This window comes from Neobacillus sp. NPDC058068 (genome assembly GCF_042885335.1).
Lineage (GTDB): Bacteria > Bacillota > Bacilli > Bacillales > Cytobacillaceae > Neobacillus.
In genome coordinates, this window is the sequence record NZ_JBHVSI010000001.1 from 372,261 (window position 1) to 394,980 (window position 22,720).

The following is a 22,720-nucleotide window of genomic DNA, read 5'->3' on the forward strand; positions in this document are numbered from 1 at the left end:
TCGTTTTTCAAAATAGTTTTTTCAATTCTTCTAGAACATTTTTGGTGACCTTATCGACGATCAGGTTCATATCTTGTTCCGATAAGGATTGTTCGAATGGAGGGGAAATTTTCTTGGCATGGATACCTTCAGCCGTTTCGGCCCCACATGGCGATTTACTGTTAATCCCCATTTTCGTTTTCAGCTCAACAAGTGTTTGAACGTGTTTTTTCGATAGTTCACGATCGCCATTTATTTGTTTGGCAATCCAATTAATTTTTGCAGTGAATTCTAATGATTCCATTAAATAATAGGCATGCTCTAAGTCTTTTCCCCATGTTAAAGCACCATGATTTTCTAATAACACGCCTTGATGGTGATGAACAAACTTTTGGACGGCATCTGGTATTTCATTTGTCGACGGGGTCCCATATTCCGCAACAGGGATCGTTCCAAGATAGACAACTGATTCCGGCATGATCGCTTGATCTAAAGGGATTCCAGCAATAGCAAATGCCGTTGCATATGGCGGGTGAACATGAACAACAGCTTGTATATCCGGACGTTCTCGGTAAACGCTCAGATGCATTTTCATTTCTGATGTCGGCCGGTACGGAGGAGTCCCTTCAAGCACATTCCCATGTCCATCCACCTTTACTATCATCTCAGGAGCCAAAAAGCCCTTACTTACACCCGTTGGCGTAATCAGGAATTCATTGTCGCTAAGCCGGATGGAAATGTTGCCATCGTTTGCAGCAACAAATCCCTTTTCATATATCCTTTTTCCAATGTCACAAATTTGTTTTTTATATTTTATTTCTGTTATCATAAGCACCCCTGCTTTCCATTCCTACACTTGAAAAAGTCTTGGCAGCTCTTCTTGATAATTTCCTGTTAGTATGCCCTTTTCCGTAATAATAGCCGTAACCAGCTCATGTGGTGTTACATCAAATGCTGGATTAAATACCTTTACGCCTTCAGGAGCGGTTCTTTTTCCAAAACCCTCGGTAATTTCTGCCGCCTCACGTTCCTCAATCGGAATATCGGCACCTGTTTTGGTTTCCAAATCAATCGTTGAAATGGGCGCTGCCACATAAAAAGGAATTTGATGGGCTTTTGCGAGTAAAGCGACACCATACGTTCCGATTTTATTGGCGACATCCCCATTTGCTGCTACTCGGTCACAACCGACAATGACAGCTTGGACCCATCCCTTTTGCATCACCATTGCGGCCATATTATCGGTAATCAGCGTGACATCAATCCCTGCCTGCATCAGCTCCCAAGCTGTTAAGCGTGCACCTTGCAACAGCGGTCTTGTTTCATCGGCAAATACTTTAATATCCCAGCCCTTTTCTTTCGCTAAATATAATGGAGCAAGTGCCGTTCCATATCTCGCAGTTGCGATGCCGCCCGCATTACAGTGGGTTAGAATTCCCATCCTGTCTTGCAATAGGGTCAAGGCATGCTCGCCAATGGTCCGGCAAACTTCTTCATCTTCTTTTCTTATTAAATGGGCTTCGTCTTCTAGTGCTTGCTTAATTTTTGCGATTGGTCGCTCCTGTTCCTTTTGCGCCCGCTCATCCATCCGTTTTAATGCCCAAAATAAATTAACGGCGGTCGGCCTTGACGAGCCCAGATAGTCCGCTTGTTTTTTAAAAAAGGCATAAAAATCCGCAAAGGAAGTTTCCGGTGCATTCTTCATCCCGACTACTAATCCATAGGCAGCAGCAATCCCAATTGCCGGAGCACCGCGCACTTTTAATTGTTTAATTGCATCCCATGCATCTTCAATTTTCGTGATTTCAAGAAATTCTGTTACGTTAGGGATTTTGGTTTGATCTAATATTTTTAATACACCGTTTTCATAGGAAACGGATTGTAAAAAAGTGTTTTCCAACTTAAACATCTCCTCGTCTATATGTACATATGTAATTTTAACAATATCCACGGCATATGCAAAACTTTTCATTTTTGAAAAGCTGGAATTACTATTCTTAATGCAATTGTCGGAAAATTTGTTAAAATAGAAGTAGGATATGGGAGGGTGATTCATTTGAAGATACTTGTTTTAGGTGGCAGCCGTTTTTTAGGTAGAAGGTTTGTGAAAGAAGCATTGGCTCAAAATCATGAAGTGACGATTTTTAATCGCGGTTTTCAAAATGCCGGCCTAAATGACGTTGAAATTATTACCGGAAATCGTTTTGGCAACTTAAAGGAGCTTAAGAACCGCAACTGGGATGTAGTATTAGACACGAGCGGCTTTATTCCCTATACGGTTCAAAATTCGACTGAATTTTTGAAAGACCGAGTAAATCATTATACATTTATTTCAAGCATTTCCGTTTATAAAGACTGGATCCCTGAAAATTTGGGTGAAAACTACCCCGTTTTAGAAATGACGCTTGACGAAGCAAATGAGCTTTCAAAGGATGCGAAAGGTCCAATTTATGATCATTATGGGCATTTCAAGGCTTTATGTGAACGGATTGCCGAAAAAAATATGCCTGGCCGGGTGTTGAATGTCAGAGCTGGTCAATTAATGGGCCCGAACGATTATACGGACCGTGTTCCCTATTGGTTAAATAGAGTTGCAAAAGGCGGTAAAGTGTTAGTCCCTGGTAAACCAAGCCGCCGGGTACAGGTGATTGATAATAAAGACTTATCTGTTTGGATGCTGCAGTTGATGGGTAGCCGTTCAACAGGTACCTATAACGCCACTGGACCTAATTATCCGCTAACGATGAAAGAGTTCCTCGATGCTTGTATTAACGTGACCGGTTCAAATGCTGAATTGGATTGGGCGGATGAAAAGTTCCTGCTTGATCAAGGCGTGGCACCATGGACCGAGATGCCACTCTGGGTTCCTGAAGATGCACCATTATCACCGGAGCTAGAGCAGCCTTGGCGGGGTGCCTTTTCGATAAATATCGATAAGGCAGTTCAAAGTGGGCTTAGTTTTAGGTCGCTTACTGAAAGCTTGTTGGAAATTTATGAATGGGAAAAAACTCGTCACCTGTCCGAAGATGAGTGGAAATCGGGTATGCGTTCGGAAAAAGAGAAAGAGCTGCTTCAATTATGGAGTCAAAACTTATAAGAAAGCTATTCGTAAATAAAACAGGGCAATTCGCAAATAAACCAGGTGAATCCGCAAATAAATTCAAAAAATGCCTGATAGCGAACGAAAGAGAGCGGGAATTCCTGCTCTCTTTCACGATTTACCCCTTTAAATTTCGTTTTTGTTTAAGAAGTTCGTTAAATTCTGCGTCTAATTGATGATATTTTGGATCTTTTTGATTAATTAATGATAATTCACCTAAGATTAAAGCGATTTTGTTTTCAATAATTAACAGCGCTTCTTCAGAACTATCTCCACTCTTTACATCCTTATTGAGATACTCCTCTGGTTTCATTTCAACTCGTCTAATTTGTTGATTTTCAAACACAAGCAGCCGGTCACAAAGTTTATTAAGAAAATAATGATCATGTGAAACGGTAATGATCGTCCCAGTAAACTCACCTAATGTCTGTTCAAGCTGTTCCCTGCTTGGTAAGTCTAAATGATTGGTTGGTTCGTCTAAAATAAGAACATCATAGTCTTTCATTAACATATCAACAAGCTTTACTCGTGTTCGCTCACCAAGACTTAATGTCCCAATTGGCTTCGTGATAAGTTGTTCCTTTAAGCCTAAATTGGCAAGCATTGTTCTTGCCTTTAGGATACTTTCTCTATCCGTAAACCCTAAGGCTTCAATCGCTGTTTTATCAGCGGGCAAATCAGCTACATCCTGGCTTAAGTAAGCAATTTTTACGGAGTCGCTCTTCCACAATTCACCATCAAAGGATAAATCATCACCTAGTATCATCTTAATTAATGTCGTTTTGCCACAGCCATTTTCACCGAACAATCCAATTATCTCGCCATGATTAATATAAAACTGCGAATCCTGAAAAAGAATCCGATCTGCAAATCCTTTTGCTAGCTTCTTGGCCTCAATGATCCGTTTGCCTCTTTTTCCATGGTTGTCAAACTGAAATCTAACTGCTGCTTCCTCCCTTGGCTTTTCAACTTTGTGTTTATCAAGCTCATTTTGCAATCGCTTCATTTTCGATTTCACCTGATTATCCAATTTTTTAGCCTTTACCCGATGATACTCTTTAAAGCCAATTTGTCTTCTTTCTGAGGCAGACCCTTGCTTTGTCGAATCGCGATGTGCTTTTTCTGACCAGGTTTTTAACTGCTCCATTTGCGATTCAATCTTTTCGATTTGGCGCTGCTGAACGTCATATTGGTGACGCTGATTCGCTAAGTTCTGCTGCTTTTCCTCTCGATAGTCACTATAGTTCCCATTGTAAAATTGGATTTTACTATTTTCTAACTCAAAAATCCGATTGACCGTTTTATCTAAAAAATGGCGATCATGGGAAATAATCAAGACAGAACCAGAAAACTTTTCTAATTCGGAAATCAACCACTCGATTCCGGTAAAATCCAAATGATTTGTCGGTTCATCCAGGATTAAAAAATCCGGCTTCGATGCCCAAACCATTGAGAGTGCGAGCTTCAGCTTTTCTCCGCCGCTTAAGTGAGACAGACGTTCTTCCTTCCAGTCATACACCCTTTTTAGACCTAATCTACTTGCATACTGAAACAACTCGTGTTCTTCGACCTCTGCAATGGATTGCTGAAAATGGCTCACTTCATAATCAATCGACTGCGAAAGATAACCCATCCGCAAATCTCTTGATTTTTCAATTAACCCCTTATCTGGCGTTATTTTTCCGAAAATTAAATTGGCAAGTGTCGTTTTCCCAGTGCCATTATAGCCGGCAAGGCCGATGCGGTCACCATTATTAATCTCAAAGTGGAGATTGTGCAATACCTTCCTTAAATGAAAACTTTTTTCTAATCCGATTACTTTTACGATCGTCCTCTGATTTTTAAACATAAAAAACTCCCTTCATGAACCTGAAGCGAGTTTTTTATATCGTTCTATCATAATTTACCATAATAATTGCACAGCAAAAATAAACCTAAAAAGGTTCGTGAAAATGGTTTATACGATTTGGATATAAAAAAGGGCAAACTAATCCCATTCTTCAGGTTCATCATTTTTCGAGTATTCGAATCATGTGCTGAAAAATAAGATTAAAATTTCATTGGCCCTTTATTCATCCCTTTTCGTTTGATACTTACATTTTATTAAACATCAAATGTATTTGTCAATCACTTCCTGAAAATTAACATCAGAATATGGAATATTCTGCTCAAAGAACATATTCATGACCTGAACGACTAAAGCTATAGACGGAATTTTGATAGCCATCACTGATTGGGATAAGGTCTGATGCCTCAACCCCAAACCTTTTGGCCATTTATTCAAATTCATATGTTCTCCTTTCTAAAAAGACACCATGCCAAAAAGACATGGTGTTTTCATCACACATTTTAAGCTTGTTGTAACTTTTCACGTAATACCATTTGCAGGATTCCGCCGTGACGGTAGTAATCAATTTCCACTTCAGAATCGAACCGAACAAGAACTTCAAATTCTTTCTTGTTTCCATCTTCGTCTGTAGCTGTCACTTTTAGAAGATCACGTGGTTTTACGTTTTCGCCCACCTGGACGTCAATTGTTTCTTTACCAGTTAAACCAAGTGTTTCAGCGCTTTCGCCTTTTTTAAATTGAAGAGGAAGTACACCCATCAACACAAGGTTTGAACGGTGAATACGCTCAAAGCTTTCAGCAAGAACAGTTTTAATACCAAGCAGGTTGGTACCTTTGGCAGCCCAGTCACGTGAAGAGCCCATGCCGTAATCTTTACCAGCAAGAACAATCAAGCCAGTACCGTTTTCTTTGTACTTCATGCAAGCATCGTAAATTGATGTCACTTCGCCAGTTGGCCAGTAAGTCGTAAAGCCGCCTTCTGTGCCTGGTGCGATTTGGTTGCGGATACGGATGTTTGCAAATGTTCCGCGCATCATCACTTCGTGGTTACCGCGGCGTGAACCGTAAGAGTTAAAGTCACGTGGCTGAACGCCTTTTTCAAGCAAGTATTTACCAGCTGGAGTATTTTTACCAATGGCTCCTGCAGGTGAAATATGGTCAGTTGTAACAGAGTCACCGAATTTACCAACCACACGAAGTCCTGTTAAAGGCTCAACGGTACCCGGTTCTGGTGATAAACCTTCAAAGAATGGCGGATTTGCAATATAAGTTGAATTTTCATCCCAAGTATATAACGGCTCATTGCTTGTTTGGATTGCGTTCCAACGCTCGTTGTCACCGAACACGTTCTCGTATTCTTTACGGAATAGTTCCGGAGTAACCGTGCGCTTGACTACGTCATTTACTTCTGCAGTTGACGGCCAAACATCCTTGAAGAAGACATCATTGCCGTCTTTGTCTTTACCAATTGGTTCTAATGCGAAATCAATGTTCACTGTACCAGCAAGTGCATATGCGACTACAAGCGGCGGTGACGCAAGATAGTTTGCTTTAACAAGCGGGTGAATACGTCCTTCAAAGTTACGGTTACCTGAAAGAACAGATGTCACTAATAGGTCGTTTTCCGCGATAGTCTTTTCAATTTCTTCTTTTAATGGACCGGAGTTACCGATACATGTTGTACAGCCGTAACCAACAAGGTTGAAGCCAATTTGCTCAAGGTATGGCAGTAAGCCGGAATCACGAAGGTATCCAGTTACAACTTTAGATCCTGGTGCTAAAGAAGTTTTAACAAACTTCGGAACTTCCATTCCAAGTTCAACGGCTTTTTTAGCTACTAGACCTGCCCCCACTAATACATAGGGGTTAGAAGTGTTTGTACAGCTTGTAATAGAAGCGATTGCTACAGCACCTGTTTTAATTTCTGCTTCATCGCCATTCGTGAATTTAATGGTTGCTGACTTATCAAGTTCAGTGCCTTGTAAACCAAAGCCTTGGTTTCCTTGAGGGGCAGAAACAGCTTTAACGAATTCTTGTTTCATTTTTGAAAGTGGAATCAAATCCTGTGGACGTTTTGGACCAGATAGATTTGCTTCAATTTCAGTAAGATCGATTTCGATTACGTCTGTATATACTGGCTCAAATGATGGATCGAAGTATAAGCCGTTTGCTTTGCAATATTCTTCCACCACTTTGACTTGCTCTTCTTCACGGCCAGTTAAGCGCATATAACCAAGTGATTCATCGTCAATTGGGAAGAATCCGCATGTAGCACCATATTCAGGAGCCATGTTAGCAATTGTTGCACGGTCTGCAAGTGGCAGTGAAGTTACACCAGGTCCGAAATATTCAACGAATTTACCTACAACACCATGTTTACGAAGAACTTGCGTTACTTTTAAAGCAAGGTCTGTTGCAGTTGCCCCGTTTGGAAGCTCGCCAAGTAATTTAACACCGACAACTTCCGGTACAGGGAAATATGATGGCTGTCCAAGCATTCCAGCTTCTGCTTCAATCCCGCCAACGCCCCAGCCAAGAACGCCAAGACCATTAATCATGGTGGTATGTGAGTCAGTACCAACTAATGTATCTGGGTATGCTTCTAATTCTCCGTCTGTTTCCGCAACATGAACAACATCTGCCAAGTACTCAAGGTTTACTTGGTGTACGATACCTGTTGCAGGCGGAACCGCACGGTAGTTATTGAATGATTTTTGCGCCCAATTTAAGAACTGATAGCGCTCAGCATTTCTTTCGAATTCGAAATCCATATTAATTTTTAACGCATCATCTGAACCATAGGCATCAACCTGTACGGAGTGGTCGATAACAAGATCAACTGTTTTCTCAGGATTGATTTTGTCGGGGTCGCCACCCAGGTCTGCCATTGCTTTTCTTAAGGAAGCAAGGTCAACAACCGCTGGAACGCCTGTAAAGTCTTGGAGAATAACACGCGCTGGTTTGAATGGAACGTCTACTTCCTTCAGCTCAGCTGTTCCCCATTTTGCTAAGTTTTCAACATGCTCTTTTGTGATTACACGGCCATCATATTGGCGAAGTACGGATTCAAGTAAAACTTTTACGGAATATGGCAATTTAGATACCTTGCCAATCCCTGCTTCTTCCAATGCACTTAAACGGTAATAGTGGTAGTGTTTGCCGTTCGCTTCAAAGGAAGCGCGTGCGTTAAATACATCATTTTTTACCATGTGTAAAACCCCCTCATTCGTCATAATAAAACAAAATTAACGAAAAGTCGAAATGTTTGAATTTCCCCATCCAGCTTCACTTTTCTCACAATTCTAATCTTAATACAACCGTTTACATAAGTAAATAACAAGAAAGTTATTGCGATTGATAAGTTTTCCTTATGTTTTTTATGTAATTTGTTCGGAATATTTTGAAAATCGCATTAACACTAGAATGGAATTCATTTTGGGAAAGTCCTCATCTTCCTTAATATTATCTCAAAAAACTTTTTTATTGTCATTTTTCAAGATATAAAGGAAATAGTAACTGTATTGGGAGGTGAATGATATGGTAAAACGAAAGTCTAATCATGTAATTCCTGGAATGAATGCCGCTAATGGACAAGGAAAAGGAGCAGGTTTCAACGAGGAATTGGCCAGTGAACCGGAATTAACAGCAATAGAGAGAATGAACAATAAAAAGCGTAAGAAAAATCAATAAAAAAGCAGAAAGGGGTGACCCATTTGTCAGGGTCCCCCCATGCATTACCTATTCGGTCTGATTTACTTCGGATACCATATTTTGCAGGTCTTGTTGAAATCGTTCTAACTGTGACCTTTGATGTTCCGAAGCTACTTCAAGAGCATTTTCAATTTGCTGGTAGGCTTCATTCACTTCATTCTTTAAATGTTTAAGCTGATGGCCATAACTGGCACTATCACTAACGATGGTCTCGAACAGCCCTTGGGCCTCCTCATATCCTTGCTGTGCCGCTTGAAAAGCTTGTTGTTTGTCCTTGTTGTAAGGATATTTTTGCATGGTTCTGTATCACTCCTTCATTTTGTATACCCATTAAATTGCACAGAACAATAAAAAATATTCGGGCATAAAAAGATTTATTGATTACATCCTAATACTGAGGAGGGATAAAAAAATGAACAAAAACGACGGCAAAGATATGCGAAAAAACGCGCCAAAGCAATCCGGGCAGCCGGAACCATTAAGCGGTTCTCACAAAGTAAAGAATCGCAATCATACCCGGGCAAAACATAATTCACACCATGATATGTGATAAGAAAAGCGCAAGCGCCCTGTTCAGCGGCGTATGGCCTGGAGCGCTCCAACTGAGATAAAGGAAACACGGTGAGCTTCGCTGCCCGATGTTGACTTATCGTAGGGCGGAGAGCGAAGGACATTAGCCGCTAGGGCGCTGGAGCTGGACAATTCTCAAAGTTCATTGAAATAAATTCTGTATAAAAACAATAAACCCCTCTTCCTTTAAGAGGGGTTCCCTACATTTATTAATTTTTCAAGTAAGATCGCTTCTTCTTTGAGTGTAACGGTTCTTAAGTCAATAATAAATTCCTCTTTTTGAATACGTGCGACAATTGCTGGCTTTGATACAGTGCGCAGTTTTCTGCTAAGTTGTTCAGCCGTTAGGGAGTCATGTATTAAAGCAATAACAATGGTTGGAAGCACAACGTCCGGCATCGTCCCCCCGCCAACTTGACTAGTATCCGGAAATATTTTTGCCTGAAAGGCGCTTGTCCTTTGTAACAAATTTGAAACGAAGACCCTAGACCTTTCGTCTAATTCATTAATAGTAACTAATAAATCACGGAGAACGGGGATATTTCGCATCGCTTTTTCACCGCGGGCATAATCGATTAAGGTCCCCTCGAGCGCAGCTAACGTCATCTTATCGACCCGGACTACTCTAGCTAACTGATGTTTTTTCAAACAATCAATTATTTCTTTTTTTCCGGCAATAATCCCAGCTTGTGGGCCGCCAAGGAGCTTGTCTCCACTAAAGGTTACGACATCTGCCCCCATTTCAATGACCTCTTTAACAACCGGTTCTTCACCTATTCCATGCTTTCTGAAGTCGTAAAGTGCACCACTGCCAAGGTCTTCGTAAAAAATAACATCATCAAGTCTTTTGGATAAATCAATTAGCTCTTCTGTCTCGACTGATTTGGTGAAACCAACGACCTTAAAGTTGCTCGTATGGACCTTCATGACAATCGCCGTTTCAGGAGTTACGGCATTCTCGTAATCGTAAAGATGCGTTTTGTTGGTTGTTCCTACTTCTACTAGCTGTGCGCCACTTTCCTCCATTATCGAGGAAATCCGAAAAGATCCGCCAATTTCAACAAGCTGCCCCCTTGATACAATGACCTCTTTATTCTTAGCCATTGCCCTTAAAACTAGATAAACAGCAGATGCGTTATTATTGACGACCATTGCCGCTTCGGCACCGGTGATTTCCTTTACAAGTGCTTCAACATGACTATGCCGCGAACCACGCGTGCCTTCATTTAACTTATATTCTAGATTTGAATAATTTCTGGCTGTTTCCACCACATGGCTAATTGCATTCTCGCTTAATCTTGCTCTGCCGAGATTGGTATGTAATATTGTCCCCGTTGCATTGATGACCTTTTCAATTGTATAGGAAAATTGCTTTTTTAAATTCGTTTCTAGCAAAGCAAACAACTCTTCGATAAAGCGGTTTGTCCCAGGTCTAGCGCCTGTCCATTTATCATGAATGATGTTATCCCTTATTTGATCGACAACATCTTTTAACTGCTTCGTAAGCTGCAAGTGATCAAGATTACTCTCTTCTTGCAGTGACATAAACGCACCATGACTTTGCAGCTCATGAATGGCAGGAATTGAACGTAACCATTCTTTCACAAGAAAAAACTCCTTCACTTATCCTTCTTTTTTCCTATTATATCACATCCGTTTCACGTTTTAATTCCAAATGAATAAAATGATACGAGCAAGGGGGATTGGATATGACAAAAAAGAAAGATGATCAAAACCAGGAGTTTGATTTTGATTTAGTAGAGAAGTGGCTGGAAAACTATTTTCTTGATCCATTGACCTCTTATTATGACCAGACACAATTCCAAATCGATGTTTATGAAACTGACAAGGAATGGATTGTCGAAGCCATCTTAAGCGAGTTTGAGGCTTCGGAAATTCAGGTATATATAGAAGAAGAAAAATTAATTATTTCTGCAGCTAAATACCCCCCTTCCCCAGACAACCAAAAACGAGTTCGTTCCATTGATTTCCCCTTTAAGATAAATCAACAAGAAGTATCGGCTTCTTTTTCAAATGGGATCCTTGAAATATTTATTTCAAAGACAAATAAAGGAACAGGGAAAAACAGATATATTACTTTGCCTTAATTTCCTTTATGATTTACTTTTTACAGGATAGTTTACATAATATTATTATCAGAAATATCTTGTAAAAATAAAGATTAGATTTACTTCGTAGAAATAATATCAATCATTTCTGCCGTATCTGGGAAAATCCCTGTATCAAGCTTTGAGTATATCTTCTCCCCATTGAGTGTCACTTCGAACGCGCCTCCGGAACTTGGGATTAGTTCTATCTTTTGAATATCTCGATAAAAATGGTTAAATAACTCTTCCGCGAAACTCGCAGCTTTTGGAGAATAGTTTCACTGCATGCAGAATTCGACAATAACATGATAGTTTTTCATTGAAATTTCCTCCTTATTTTCCAACACCTAGATGTTAGAAATAGTTTATCCCATCAGCTATTATAGGGCAAATATATAGCACTTGTAGTGCGGATTTATGACTTAACAGGTATACTAATAAAATGGAGGTGGACATGTTGAGTGAACAAGAAAAAATTCGCCTGACCTCTTTATCTACAAAAGCTGGTTGAGGCTGCAAAATTGGTCCTGAGGACCTGGCGCAAGTGTTGCGCTTATTACCGAAACAAGAACCTGTCCCAGAATTATTAGTGGGGCTTGATACTTCCGATGATGCCGGTGTTTATCGGTTAACAGACACGATTGCACTTATTCAGACCGTTGACTACTTTACTCCAATCGTCGATGATCCCTATATGTTCGGGCAAATTACGGCTGCAAACGCATTAAGTGATGTCTATGCAATGGGGGGAGAACCGAAAACAGTATTGAATATTGTGGGCTATCCGATTAAAAAACTCGGTGCGGACATGCTTGCCGAGATTCTCCGCGGTGCTGCTGATAAGGTAAAAGAAGCAGGTGCGATTACGATTGGCGGCCATTCGATTGATGATCAAGAACCTAAGTTTGGCCTGTCCGTTACAGGAATTGTTCATCCGGATAAGGTCTGGAAAAACGTTGGCGCAAAACCCGGCGATGTCCTTGTTTTGACAAAACCGATTGGTGTGGGCATCTTGACAACGGGGATAAAAAGAAGCGTCGTAACGCATGAGCAGGAACAACTAGTTACAGACACAATGGCGATGCTGAATAAAACGGCTGCAGAAGTATTAACGAACTTTCACCCGCATTCCGTTACAGATGTAACTGGATTTGGCTTACTTGGCCACGGCAGTGAAATGGCTCGGGGAAGTGAAGTTAGCTTCGAAATTTCATTTAGCCAAGTGCCGCTTCTCGAAGGTGCTATCGAGTTAGCAAGGGATGGTGTTGTACCGGGAGGCTCTAAGTCGAATCATAAATGGTTAGCTGACGATGTTAGTTACGGCGATATCCTACCGGAAGAACAGCTTGTTCTTTGTGATGCAATAACCTCGGGTGGTCTCCTCGTTGCCATTAGTGAAGATGAAGCGAATAATTACGTCGATAATCTTCATTCAAATGGATTAGGCCAAGCAGCAATCATTGGCCGAGTAACCGAAAAGAAAGACAAACTTATCTATGTAAACCGCTGACAGTGAGGCATTTATAGCTTCGCTGTATCTATTTCATTCATATGCGGAAAAGCATTCATAAACCGATATCCTTGTTATAAAAAATCCTGAACCCATTTTGGTTCAGGATTTTTACTTATTATAGTTTCTGACGAAGCTTTTCAAGCATTTCCTTTGTCATTTTGTCTAAATCATACTCGAATTTAAAGCCCCATTCCTCTTTTGCCGCCGTCGCATCAATCGAATTTGGCCAGCTATCCGCGATTTTTTGCCGGGCCGGATCGACATGGTAAGAAATTTCAAATCCGGGTACATACTTCGCAATGCTTGAAGCGATTTCTTCAGGTTCAAAGCTCATCGCTGTCACATTGAAGGAGTTGCGGTGAATTAATTTGGCAGAATCGGCCTCCATTAAATCAATGATTGCATTTAGAGCATCCGGCATATACATCATATCCATGTAAGTGCCCTTATCAATGTATGAAGTATATCGGCCATTTTTGACTGCTTCATAGTAAATTTCAACGGCATAATCCGTGGTCCCGCCGCCTGGAAGGGCCACATAGGAGATTAATCCTGGGAAACGTAAGCCACGAGTATCGACAGCATATTTTTGATGGTAATAGTCGGCCAATAACTCGCCGGCAACTTTGTTTACCCCATACATAGTGGATGGGCGCATAATCGTATCCTGCGGTGTATTATCCTTAGGAGTCGATGGACCAAAGGCACCGATTGAGCTCGGAGTGAAAAATTGCGCGTTTAGCTCCCTAGCTGTTTCAAGACCATTCAATAGTCCGCCCATATTTAAATTCCAAGCAAATACTGGCTTTGCTTCTGCTGTAGCTGATAAAAGTGCGGCCAAATGCATCACCGTATCTACCTTGTATTTCTTCGCTGTTTCCACCATTTGGTTTAAATTGGTCACATCGACCATTTCAAACGGACCGCTCCTGGCTGCCTCGCTGTCATTCTTTTTAATATCGGTGGCAATCACATTATCTGTTCCATAGATGTCTCTCAGCTTTAAGGTCAATTCTGAGCCAATTTGCCCTAAAGCACCTGTAATTAAAATACGCTTCATCGTTTCTCCGTCCTCTTCACTTATGCTAAAAAATTCTGCTTTACTTTATAGGTACGTCACCCTCTTATCAAGGGTGTCTTTGCTGGTTTAAATTATACCCATTTCCTTGCCGACTATTTCGTAAATCGCAATGGCTTGATCAAGCATTTCCTTCGTATGGGCAGCTGTCGGCATATTGCGGACACGACCAGTCCCTTGTGGAACGGTTGGGAACACAATCGCCTTTGCATATACTCCTTCTTCATTCAAACGTTTGCTAAATTGTTGTGTAAGACTTTCATCACCGATAATACAAGGAGTAATGGGTGTTTCACTGTCGCCGATATTGAAACCTAATTTCTTTAAGCCCTTTTTCAAATAGTCGCCATTTTCCCATAGCTTCTTATTAAGCTCGGTACTTTCCATTAAAATCTCGATTGACTTCTTGCTCGCTGCCACATCGGCTGGGGTTAAAGATGTCGAGAATAAAAACGGGCGACTGCGGACTTTTAACCAGTCAATCAGGTTTTTCTTACCTGCTACATAACCGCCAACCACACCAATCGCCTTTGATAAAGTACCGATTTGGAAATCAATTTTATCAGATAGGCCGAAATGTTTGACTGTCCCAGCACCATCACCAAGAACACCTGAGCCGTGTGCATCGTCCACATAGGTTATTAAATCAAATTCTTCGGCAATTTTGACGATTTCCGGAAGTAAGGCAATATCGCCGTCCATCGAGAACACGCCATCAGTAATCACCATGATTTTATTGTAAAGACCGGATTCCTTTGCTTCCTTCGCTTTTGCACGTAAATCTTCCATATCAGAGTGCTTGACACGGATAATTTTTGCTTTAGACAGCCGGCAGCCGTCGATAATCGAGGCATGGTTTAATTCATCTGATAAAATCGCGTCATTCTTATCCATTACCGCAGAAATGGCCGCCATGTTACAATTAAAACCGGATTGGTACGCAATTGCTGCTTCTGTATGTTTGAATTCAGCCAATTTCTCTTCTAATTCGACGTGGAGTTTAAGAGTACCATTGATTGTTCGAACAGCACCAGCTCCGACGCCGTATGTCTCAATCGCTTCAGCAGCCGCTTTTTTTAGACGTTCATCGGTGGCCAAGCCTAAGTAGTTATTGGAAGATAAATTGACGAGTTCTCTTCCATTAATCTTGATAATTGGTCCATTTGGGCTTTCCAACGGATCGATGACATTATATAGACCCTTACCCCTCAAATCCTCAAGATTATCATTTAAAAATTGCTCCAAAGTGTTACTGGACATTTTCAATTCCCCCTTAGTTACTTAATATTCGTTTTACAGAAAAACATTTGTCCACTCCACGCGGACATTTATGTATTTATTAAACGGTGTTACTGGTGGATTCTCCTAGTATACTTTATCATATTTTTTACTAATTGTTCATACCTGGCGGACAAACTGAGAAAAATATTTTTCTTCCTTTTAGATTACCCATTTTTAAATCAGGTTATTTGCTTAGTGGTTTGATTGATACTTGTTTAAAAAGAAAAAAAATAAAACCTCAGAAAGGTCTTATTTTCAAATTTTTGAACATGAAGCAAATAGACACTCGCTTAGTTCACAGGAATCACGCTAAATTTGGCTGCACCGTTATTTACCTTTTCCAGTGCCTCTTGATACTCAGTTTCTAAACGGTTAATAATCGCTGCCGCTGATTCAATCCGGTCAATGGCTCCTACGCCGTGACCGGCGGACCAAATATCGCGCCATGCTTTCGCATTTGTGTCTTTTTGCAAAGTATCGAAATCAACCTTGTCTTTCTTCTCCAGTTGATTTGGGTCAAGTCCTGCTTTGACAATACTCGGTTTTAACATATTACACATAACACCGGAAAAGGCATCCGTTAAAATTATGTCTTCCTGGGTTGCTTCAATCAGCATTTCCCGGTATTCATTATTGGCCATGCTTTCAGTCGCGACAATAAATCGCGTCCCCATATAGGCAAAATCTGCTCCAGCCGCTTGAGCTGCTAATACACCATTCCCTGTAGAAATTGACCCGGCTAGGATAATAATTCCATCCCAGAAAGTCCGAACCAGATCCACAAAGGCAAAACCATTAATCTGCCCCGCATGCCCGCCGGCGCCGCTGGCGACTAAAATTAACCCGTCCACACCAGTCTCTGCTGCCTTCCTAGCGAATTTAAGGTCGCTGACATCTGAAAAAACCAAACCGCCATATTCATGGACAATCTCAACAACTTGTTTTGGACTACCTAATGATGTGATGACTAATTGCGGCTTGTGTTTTTGAATTAATGCCAATTCTTCTTGAAGGCGGCTGTAAGAGCTATGTACGACCATATTCATAGCCCACGGTGCAATCTTACGGTTTGGTTCTTTAACGCGAGCCTCCTCAAGTTCCTGGTTCAATTGCCCCATCCATTGATCAAGAACCTCAATTGGCCTGGCATTAGGGGCTGGAAATGAGCCAATCACCCCATTTAAGCAGCAATTTTTAACAAGCTCGGTGCCTGACACCAAAAACATCGGGGCAGCAATGACCGGTAATCTTAATTGATGATACCATTGATCAGGAATTGATTTATTCATATCCCTTCACCTCGTAGTTTTGAATTTTCTGATTTTATACCTCCTTTTTATCATAACTGAAAATGAATGAGTATTCAATCAGTAAAGTCACAAAAACTATCAATAAAAATAGACGCTGCTATTAAAGCACCGTCTCACCGAAGTCTATTTCTCTTTCAACTACTCCTGTTGCGTCGAATTCACCCCAGAGATTGTGATGATTGTCTGTCCTGTATTTGCGGAACCAGAACCTGCAACAGTTTTTGTTATGGATATTGGTGCAATTGTTACGGCGTCATCAAAGTTGACCGTTCCTCCTGAAATATTATTAACAATAATAACGCCATCTTTCCTGACCATCCTAACCATCCCTCCCATCCATTTTTATTAATATATGTACAAGCTGGTATCATTGTTTAAACGTCTTCATTAGAAATAGAAAAAGAGGCTGCATCCTCAGCCTCTACGCTTCCCTAATTCCTTCAATCCTGCATATCCACTTATAATAACTTAACAAAATCAATAAAAGGATGGGGTCAATAATAGCGGTATGCCATAATTTCCACCAGCCGTAGTGGAAGTATCCCCACGGCTCCGGAAGCAGGGTAATTAGTTCGTAAAGTAAAATAGCACAAACAAATAAGATGATATAAACCATATGTTTACTGATTTTAGCATTTAATGGATACCAATTTAAAAACATCATGTTGACAGGCGGGACAAGCAACACATGCGGAAGGACTCCTTCCCATTCAATTGCTTTTTTAAAATACCAATAGCCGTGAAATTTCAATTCCATGAACAAATCGAAAAGCGTCTGGAAAGCAATCGTAAATGTCCAGATGTGAACAATATGATTGGGCGTTAATCTTTTATTAGTTTTAAAGGCAATAAAGTTAAATGTAAAGATAGCTATTAAAAGTCCTATCATACTTTTTTTCCTTTTTTTATTTAAATTGCCCAAATAATCACCGGGATTATTCATTGCTTTTCAAACAGCTTTTGCTTTCAAAATCCACCATTCAAAAATTTACAGTATTTATCTTTTTAAAAATCTAGTCGAATTCGTAAAAATCTAGTATTATGTAGAAATGTATAAATTCTTGAACAAAGCGAGGATTACGAATAAAAATGAGCTTATTAACTGTAGATAATTTATCTCATACATTTGGAGACCGCACCTTATTTAAGGATGTTTCCTTTCGATTATTAGCTGAAGACCACGTCGGCCTTGTCGGTGCCAATGGCGTTGGTAAATCCACTTTAATGAATATTATTACCGGTCAATTGATTCATGACAGCGGCCGGGTAGAATGGACACCTGGTGTTCATTACGGCTATTTGGATCAGCATACCGTGTTGACTCCAGGGAGAACGATGCGGGATGTTCTGCGCGACGCCTTCCTTCCTCTTTTTGAAAAAGAAAAGGAATTAAATGAGGTAATCGCCAAAATGGCTGATGCTTCTCCCGAAGAGCTGGAAGTTCTGTTAGAAAAAATGGGCGAAATTCAAGATGTCCTTGATGCCGGCGGATTCTACTCATTAGATATCAAAATTGAAGAAGCAGCACGAGGATTAGGCCTGGATGCGATTGGATTAGAGCGGGACGTTGCGGCACTCAGCGGCGGGCAGAGAACAAAGGTACTGCTTGCAAAGCTTCTTTTAGAGCAGCCTAAAGTTCTATTACTTGACGAGCCAACCAACTATTTAGATGTTGAACATATTCGCTGGTTAACATCTTATTTGAAAGATTATCCATATGCGTTTATTCTGATTTCCCATGATACCGAATTTATGAATCCCGTATCCAATGTCATTTTTCAATTGGAATTTTCCAAGCTGACCCGTTATACGGCAAGCTATGAAAAATTCTTAGAACTTGCGGAAATTAATAAGAACCAGCATATTAATGCCTATGAAAAACAAATGGAATTCATTAAGAAACAAGAAGATTTCATCGCTAAAAACAAAGCTCGTTATTCGACTACAGGCCGGGCTAAGAGCCGGCAAAAACAGCTGGACCGAATGGAACGGATTGACCGTCCGGAAACCGCGGTGAAACCTACTTTTGGTTTCAAGGAATCTCGCAGCAGCAGCCGGTATGTCTTTGAAGCCAATGAGTTAGAAATTGGCTACGACCAACCGCTTCTGCCGAAAATGAATATGACGTTAGAACGCGGCGAAAAAGTCGCAATCATCGGCTGTAATGGGGTCGGAAAATCAACGCTTCTTAAAACGATGCTTGGCAAACTTGATCCTTTAAATGGAAAGGTGGAACGTGGTGATTTCCTCTTCCCTTCTTATTTTGAACAAGAAGTAAAAGCAGCAGGAATTACGCCGATTGATGATGTTTGGAATGCCTTCCCTTCGATGGATCAGCACCAAGTTCGCGCAGCACTTGCCCGCTGTGGCTTAAAGAATGAACATATCTCCCGCCCGATGAATCAACTAAGCGGCGGTGAGCAAGCGAAGGTCCGCCTTTGTAAGCTAATGATGAATGAAAGTAACTGGATTTTATTCGACGAGCCGACAAACCATTTAGATATCGATGCAAAAGCAGAATTGAAGCGTGCCCTTAAAGAATACAAGGGTACTGTTGTCCTTGTCTGCCATGAACCTGATTTTTATGAAGATTGGGTAACGAAGGTATGGAATGTTGAGGAATGGTCGCAGCAGACTGTATAGGCGATAACTTATAAGCCCCCTGCACTTTAGCGGGGGGTTTTGCTTTTTGCTTCGCTTCCAATATTCCCCTATACATAAAACCGATTACCTTTCATCGAACAAATAGATAAATTGTATTTATTTTGATACAACTATTCTTTATAATGTAAACTTTAAGACACTTCCATTGGATTTATCAATGGATGTATTTTTTTAAAAAAATAATTGAGGTGTTTATTACAATGAAAAAATGGCTTTCCGCGCTTATTCTTGTAATGGTTGTATTTTCCCTAGCTGCTTGCGGGCAAAAGGATGATAAAGCTGGTGAAGGAAAAAAAGAGGCAACAACCAACAAAGTGTTTAAAATCGGAGCAATTCCTGACCAAAATGCCGCTGATCTTGACAAAGGCATGACGGCAGTTGCAAAATATCTTAGTGAAAAGACAGGATTAAAGGTTGAATTTGTACCGTCTGTTGATTATGCAGCACTAGTAACTGGTTTTCAACGTGGAGAAATTCATATGGCCTGGTTTGGCGGCTTAACAAGTGTTCAGGCAAGAAACCTTGTTCCAGAAGCTGAGTCGATTGTCCAAAGACCACGCGATGCTGAGTTCCACTCCGTATTTATAACCCAGTCTTCCGAAAATTTCACGAAGCTGGAAGATTTAAAAGGCAAGTCATTTACCTTTGGCAGTGAAAGTTCCACTTCCGGGCATTTAATGCCGCGGTACTATTTAACAGAGGCAGGAATTGATCCGAATAAGGACTTTGATGGCAAGCCTAACTTCTCTGGCTCACATGATACAACCTACAAGCTTATTGAATCAGGTGCCTTTAAAGCAGGTGCATTGAACGAGGCAGTTTGGGAAGCAGCTGTAAAAGAAAGAAAAGTAGATACGAATAAAGTAAAAGTATTCTACACTACTCCTGCCTATTTTGACTATAATTGGACGGTAAACAGCAATGTTGAAGATGTTTTCGGAAAGGGTACGAAGAATAAAGTAAAAGAAGCCCTTCTCTCGATTACTAGCGAGCAAAAAGAAATTGTTGATTTATTCCAAACCGATCGTTTTGTTGAAACAAAAAATGATAATTACAAAAAGATTGAGATGGTTGCCAAAGAACTAAAGATCATTAAGTAGTAGGTGTAATAGCAATGTCTTCAAAACACATGATTGAAGCAAAAAATTTAACAAAACACTTTGAGCGGAAGATAGCCCTATCTTCCCTTTCTTTTACCATTAAACAAGGGGAATTAGTAGCTTTAATTGGACCAAGCGGTGCCGGTAAAACAACGCTGCTTAATGCCATTGCTAGAATTGTACCACTGTCTAGCGGCGAACTTCTTTTAGATGGACAGCCCCTATCGGCCTATAAAAAAGGTAAAATATTGGCCAAAAAAATCGGTGTAATCCGCCAGCAATTCGATTTAATTGGACCACTGGCAGTGATTCATAATGTGTTAGCCGGAAAACTGTCAGAATGGGGTACTGTTAAATCACTCTTTTCATTACTCGTTCCACAGGAAAAAGAACTGGCAATACAAGCATTAGAACGGGTTGGACTTCATGGGAAGGCGTTTGAAATCACCTCAACCTTATCCGGCGGTGAGCAGCAGCGTGTTGCGATGGCAAGACTAATGGTGCAAAAGCCTGAAGTGATTTTGGCCGATGAACCGGTTGCCTCCCTTGATCCTGCAAGAGCAGATGATATTCTGGCGATGCTGACGAAAATCGTTACCGAAGAAGAGCAAACGTTAATCACGAGCTTGCATTCTGTTGAATACGCCAGAAAGTATTTTACCAGAATTATTTCTATGAAAAATGGTGAAATATTTTTTGACCTGCCGACAGAAAATGTAACAGATGACCTTTTAGCCGAATTGTACCAGCTTAAAAGCGGTGATAAGGCATGAAATCGATCTTTCGCATGCATAATCGGTTCATCCTTACTTTAGTTTTGGCAGCTGTTTTTGTCTGGAGTCTTTTCTCTATCCAATGGGGTACTGACCTATTCCATGCTGGCGGAATACCGACGATGCTGCAAATTTTTGAAGGTCTCATTCATCCTGATTTGTCCACAGGAGTGTTATCACTTGGCTTTGAATCGGCGTGGATTACCCTGGCCTACGCCGTTGCCGGGATGTCTCTCGCAATTATTTATGCTTTTATCATCGGAATTCTCGCCTCAGGTGTACTTGCTTCTAATAAAACCTCCAGGATGATTTCAAAGGTGTTTTTTAGAGGTATATTAGGATTCACCCGATCAATTCATGAACTAATTTGGGCTTGGCTTTTTGTTGCCGCAGTCGGTCTTTCACCATATGCGGCAATTTTTGCGCTTGCGATTCCATATGGCGGTATCCTAGGCCGGATTTTTGCGGATATGTTAAATGATGTTTCCGAGCAGCCCATTAAGGCATTAAAATCTGCCGGTGCAACCAGGCTGCAAACCCTTATTTATGGCTATCTTCCATTGATTTGGGCGGATATGATCAGCTATACGATGTACCGCTTTGAATGTGCAATTCGTTCTTCGGCTATCATGAGTTTCGTCGGGCTCGGCGGCTTAGGCTATCAGATTCAACTTTCGCTTGCCGATTTGAAATATGATCAAGTATGGTCGTATGTGTTTTTTCTAATCGGATTAGTGCTTGTTGTAGATATTTGGAGTAATTTTGCACGTAAAGGGTTAACGGAACGGAAGCGGCTTCGTGGTTTCAGCACTGGGTGGCGGTCCACTTTTTTTGCTATCCTGTTAATCCTTGGTTCTTGGGTGTATATCAGATTTGGCGAGAATGCCCAGTTATTTGAATTACTTTCTGGTAAAAACATCGAATATGCGAAGAAGTTTTTCGGGGGCTTGATTGGCTTAAACGATAGGCAACCGGCTTTCCTCGATACTGGAAGCTGGGGTGCCGCATTAAAATTAACGCTTGAAACGCTTGAAATGAGCATCATGGCGATTGGGTTTGCAACGCTTGCAGCGTTTTTCACTGTTATTCCAGCGGCCAGGAACATTGCTAATGGCAGTTTGACTTCGAATAAGAAGTGGTACAATTGGTTCCTATATGGGATAGTCCGTGTCGTTTATATTTTTTCACGATCGGTTCCAGAGTTAGTTTGGGCGATGATGATAATCTTTATATTTAAACCTGGTCTGCTACCGGGAGCGGTTGCTCTTGCCCTTCATAACTTTGGAATCCTAGGAAAGCTATGGGCAGAAGTAATCGAAGACATGGATCCAAGGCCGATTCGAAATTTAGCTGCCACTGGTGCTTCCAAGGTAGAAATATTTTTTTACGGTATCCTTCCAACGGTTTTACCGCGATTTCTCACCTATATTCTTTACCGCTGGGAAGTTATTATGAGAACAACGATTGTCGTTGGCTTTGTCGGAGCCGGCGGTTTGGGAATGGATTTCAAACTGGCGATGAGCTTTTTCAATTACACACAAATTACCCTGCTTCTCTTATGTTATATGATTCTTGTCATCATCGCCGACTTTGCTTCTGAAAGTACGAGAAAATCGGTTAAATAAGTAAAGGAACACATTTCCAAATAGAAATGTGTTCTTTTTCGTAAGGTTCTACGAATGGT

General features: G+C 40.8%; 21 protein-coding genes and 1 pseudogene. 9 read left to right on the plus strand and 13 right to left on the minus strand.

Annotation, left to right across the window (positions count from 1 at the left end; all coding sequences use genetic code 11):
- Window positions 1–7: 7 nt before the first annotated feature.
- Together ACFVSW_RS01720 and mtnA are read right to left on the minus strand one after the other, a co-directional pair.
- Complete coding sequence (locus tag ACFVSW_RS01720; RefSeq protein WP_387311466.1) at window positions 8–808, minus strand: class II aldolase/adducin family protein; 801 nt, start codon at window positions 806–808, stop codon at window positions 8–10.
- Window positions 809–829: 21 nt separating this feature from the next.
- Complete coding sequence (gene mtnA / locus ACFVSW_RS01725; protein ID WP_387311468.1) at window positions 830–1,879, minus strand: S-methyl-5-thioribose-1-phosphate isomerase; 1,050 nt, start codon at window positions 1,877–1,879, stop codon at window positions 830–832.
- Between the two features lie 156 nt (window positions 1,880–2,035).
- On the opposite strand from mtnA, the gene ACFVSW_RS01730 reads away from it, so the two are divergent.
- Entirely contained in the window at window positions 2,036–3,076 is a 1,041-nt protein-coding gene (locus ACFVSW_RS01730) for an NAD-dependent epimerase/dehydratase family protein (protein ID WP_387311470.1), read from the plus strand.
- Window positions 3,077–3,197: 121 nt separating this feature from the next.
- On the opposite strand, the gene abc-f is transcribed toward ACFVSW_RS01730, so the two are convergent.
- The 3 genes from abc-f to acnA form a co-directional block, all read right to left on the minus strand.
- The gene (gene abc-f / locus ACFVSW_RS01735; protein WP_387311472.1) at window positions 3,198–4,928 is read right to left on the minus strand and encodes a ribosomal protection-like ABC-F family protein; all 1,731 of its coding nucleotides are present in this window, start codon (window positions 4,926–4,928) and stop codon (window positions 3,198–3,200) included.
- Window positions 4,929–5,189: 261 nt separating this feature from the next.
- A complete protein-coding gene (locus ACFVSW_RS01740; protein WP_387311473.1) occupies window positions 5,190–5,363 on the minus strand; it encodes a hypothetical protein in 174 nt (57 codons plus the stop codon).
- Between the two features lie 65 nt (window positions 5,364–5,428).
- On the minus strand, window positions 5,429–8,137 hold the full coding sequence (acnA, locus tag ACFVSW_RS01745) for an aconitate hydratase AcnA (RefSeq protein WP_387311475.1): 2,709 nt from the start codon (window positions 8,135–8,137) through the stop codon (window positions 5,429–5,431).
- A 328-nt stretch (window positions 8,138–8,465) separates the two neighbouring features.
- Here acnA and sspO point away from each other — a divergent pair, with 328 nt between their 5' ends.
- On the plus strand, window positions 8,466–8,618 hold the full coding sequence (gene sspO / locus ACFVSW_RS01750; protein ID WP_024026875.1) for a small acid-soluble spore protein O: 153 nt from the start codon (window positions 8,466–8,468) through the stop codon (window positions 8,616–8,618).
- A gap of 48 nt (window positions 8,619–8,666) precedes the next feature.
- Here sspO and ACFVSW_RS01755 read toward each other — a convergent pair whose 3' ends face one another.
- Window positions 8,667–8,936, minus strand: coding sequence for a hypothetical protein (locus ACFVSW_RS01755; protein WP_387311477.1), 270 nt, complete (start codon window positions 8,934–8,936; stop codon window positions 8,667–8,669).
- Between the two features lie 115 nt (window positions 8,937–9,051).
- Between ACFVSW_RS01755 and ACFVSW_RS01760 the strand changes: the two genes are divergently transcribed.
- Complete coding sequence (locus ACFVSW_RS01760) at window positions 9,052–9,189, plus strand: small acid-soluble spore protein P (RefSeq protein ID WP_024026873.1); 138 nt, start codon at window positions 9,052–9,054, stop codon at window positions 9,187–9,189.
- A 206-nt stretch (window positions 9,190–9,395) separates the two neighbouring features.
- Here ACFVSW_RS01760 and selA read toward each other — a convergent pair whose 3' ends face one another.
- Window positions 9,396–10,814: an L-seryl-tRNA(Sec) selenium transferase gene (gene selA / locus ACFVSW_RS01765; RefSeq protein WP_387311480.1), complete on the minus strand. Its 1,419-nt coding sequence runs from the start codon at window positions 10,812–10,814 to the stop codon at window positions 9,396–9,398.
- Window positions 10,815–10,918: 104 nt separating this feature from the next.
- Between selA and ACFVSW_RS01770 the strand changes: the two genes are divergently transcribed.
- On the plus strand, window positions 10,919–11,317 hold the full coding sequence (locus tag ACFVSW_RS01770) for an Hsp20/alpha crystallin family protein (RefSeq protein ID WP_387311482.1): 399 nt from the start codon (window positions 10,919–10,921) through the stop codon (window positions 11,315–11,317).
- Between the two features lie 80 nt (window positions 11,318–11,397).
- Here ACFVSW_RS01770 and ACFVSW_RS01775 read toward each other — a convergent pair.
- Window positions 11,398–11,583, minus strand: a pseudogene (locus ACFVSW_RS01775) (Rdx family protein); the annotation flags it as partial.
- A 188-nt stretch (window positions 11,584–11,771) separates the two neighbouring features.
- Here ACFVSW_RS01775 and selD point away from each other — a divergent pair.
- The gene (gene selD, locus ACFVSW_RS01780; protein WP_387311484.1) at window positions 11,772–12,827 is read left to right on the plus strand and encodes a selenide, water dikinase SelD; all 1,056 of its coding nucleotides are present in this window, start codon (window positions 11,772–11,774) and stop codon (window positions 12,825–12,827) included.
- Between the two features lie 118 nt (window positions 12,828–12,945).
- On the opposite strand, the gene ACFVSW_RS01785 is transcribed toward selD, so the two are convergent.
- From ACFVSW_RS01785 to ACFVSW_RS01805, 5 genes are all read right to left on the minus strand, one after another.
- Window positions 12,946–13,890, minus strand: coding sequence for an L-threonine 3-dehydrogenase (locus ACFVSW_RS01785; RefSeq protein WP_387311486.1), 945 nt, complete (start codon window positions 13,888–13,890; stop codon window positions 12,946–12,948).
- A gap of 87 nt (window positions 13,891–13,977) precedes the next feature.
- Complete coding sequence (locus tag ACFVSW_RS01790) at window positions 13,978–15,168, minus strand: glycine C-acetyltransferase (RefSeq protein WP_387311487.1); 1,191 nt, start codon at window positions 15,166–15,168, stop codon at window positions 13,978–13,980.
- 311 nt (window positions 15,169–15,479) lie between these two features.
- Window positions 15,480–16,478, minus strand: a complete 999-nt coding sequence (locus ACFVSW_RS01795; RefSeq protein WP_387311489.1) for an NAD(P)H-dependent flavin oxidoreductase — start codon at window positions 16,476–16,478, stop codon at window positions 15,480–15,482.
- 159 nt (window positions 16,479–16,637) lie between these two features.
- On the minus strand, window positions 16,638–16,817 hold the full coding sequence (locus ACFVSW_RS01800; protein ID WP_387311491.1) for a spore germination protein: 180 nt from the start codon (window positions 16,815–16,817) through the stop codon (window positions 16,638–16,640).
- A 103-nt stretch (window positions 16,818–16,920) separates the two neighbouring features.
- Complete coding sequence (locus ACFVSW_RS01805; RefSeq protein ID WP_387311493.1) at window positions 16,921–17,388, minus strand: hypothetical protein; 468 nt, start codon at window positions 17,386–17,388, stop codon at window positions 16,921–16,923.
- A 200-nt stretch (window positions 17,389–17,588) separates the two neighbouring features.
- Here ACFVSW_RS01805 and ACFVSW_RS01810 point away from each other — a divergent pair, with 200 nt between their 5' ends.
- From ACFVSW_RS01810 to ACFVSW_RS01825, 4 genes are all read left to right on the plus strand, one after another.
- Window positions 17,589–19,142, plus strand: a complete 1,554-nt coding sequence (locus ACFVSW_RS01810) for an ABC-F family ATP-binding cassette domain-containing protein (protein ID WP_387311495.1) — start codon at window positions 17,589–17,591, stop codon at window positions 19,140–19,142.
- A 221-nt stretch (window positions 19,143–19,363) separates the two neighbouring features.
- Complete coding sequence (locus tag ACFVSW_RS01815; RefSeq protein ID WP_387311497.1) at window positions 19,364–20,263, plus strand: putative selenate ABC transporter substrate-binding protein; 900 nt, start codon at window positions 19,364–19,366, stop codon at window positions 20,261–20,263.
- Window positions 20,264–20,277: 14 nt separating this feature from the next.
- Entirely contained in the window at window positions 20,278–21,036 is a 759-nt protein-coding gene (locus ACFVSW_RS01820) for a phosphonate ABC transporter ATP-binding protein (protein ID WP_387311499.1), read from the plus strand.
- Window positions 21,033–22,661 carry a PhnE/PtxC family ABC transporter permease gene (locus ACFVSW_RS01825; protein ID WP_387311501.1) on the plus strand — a complete coding sequence of 543 codons (1,629 nt, stop codon included), beginning with the start codon at window positions 21,033–21,035 and terminating at the stop codon, window positions 22,659–22,661. Before ACFVSW_RS01820 ends, ACFVSW_RS01825 begins: the two co-directional genes overlap by 4 nt.
- Window positions 22,662–22,720 lie beyond the last annotated feature (59 nt).

What these genes read in the sequence shown, in the direction of transcription:
- ACFVSW_RS01810 (WP_387311495.1), top strand. Translation starts at nt 17,589, where the DNA reads ATGAGCTTATTAACTGTAGATAATTTATCTCATACATTTGGAGACCGC.
- ACFVSW_RS01820 (WP_387311499.1), top strand. Translation starts at nt 20,278, where the DNA reads ATGTCTTCAAAACACATGATTGAAGCAAAAAATTTAACAAAACACTTT.
- ACFVSW_RS01785 (WP_387311486.1), bottom strand. Translation starts at nt 13,890, where the DNA reads ATGAAGCGTATTTTAATTACAGGTGCTTTAGGGCAAATTGGCTCAGAA.
- ACFVSW_RS01720 (WP_387311466.1), bottom strand. Translation starts at nt 808, where the DNA reads ATGATAACAGAAATAAAATATAAAAAACAAATTTGTGACATTGGAAAA.
- ACFVSW_RS01825 (WP_387311501.1), top strand. Translation starts at nt 21,033, where the DNA reads ATGAAATCGATCTTTCGCATGCATAATCGGTTCATCCTTACTTTAGTT.
- ACFVSW_RS01760 (WP_024026873.1), top strand. Translation starts at nt 9,052, where the DNA reads ATGAACAAAAACGACGGCAAAGATATGCGAAAAAACGCGCCAAAGCAA.
- ACFVSW_RS01795 (WP_387311489.1), bottom strand. Translation starts at nt 16,478, where the DNA reads ATGAATAAATCAATTCCTGATCAATGGTATCATCAATTAAGATTACCG.
- ACFVSW_RS01805 (WP_387311493.1), bottom strand. Translation starts at nt 17,388, where the DNA reads ATGATAGGACTTTTAATAGCTATCTTTACATTTAACTTTATTGCCTTT.
- acnA (WP_387311475.1), bottom strand. Translation starts at nt 8,137, where the DNA reads ATGGTAAAAAATGATGTATTTAACGCACGCGCTTCCTTTGAAGCGAAC.
- ACFVSW_RS01770 (WP_387311482.1), top strand. Translation starts at nt 10,919, where the DNA reads ATGACAAAAAAGAAAGATGATCAAAACCAGGAGTTTGATTTTGATTTA.
- abc-f (WP_387311472.1), bottom strand. Translation starts at nt 4,928, where the DNA reads ATGTTTAAAAATCAGAGGACGATCGTAAAAGTAATCGGATTAGAAAAA.
- ACFVSW_RS01815 (WP_387311497.1), top strand. Translation starts at nt 19,364, where the DNA reads ATGAAAAAATGGCTTTCCGCGCTTATTCTTGTAATGGTTGTATTTTCC.
- ACFVSW_RS01790 (WP_387311487.1), bottom strand. Translation starts at nt 15,168, where the DNA reads ATGTCCAGTAACACTTTGGAGCAATTTTTAAATGATAATCTTGAGGAT.
- ACFVSW_RS01755 (WP_387311477.1), bottom strand. Translation starts at nt 8,936, where the DNA reads ATGCAAAAATATCCTTACAACAAGGACAAACAACAAGCTTTTCAAGCG.
- sspO (WP_024026875.1), top strand. Translation starts at nt 8,466, where the DNA reads ATGGTAAAACGAAAGTCTAATCATGTAATTCCTGGAATGAATGCCGCT.
- ACFVSW_RS01800 (WP_387311491.1), bottom strand. Translation starts at nt 16,817, where the DNA reads ATGGTCAGGAAAGATGGCGTTATTATTGTTAATAATATTTCAGGAGGA.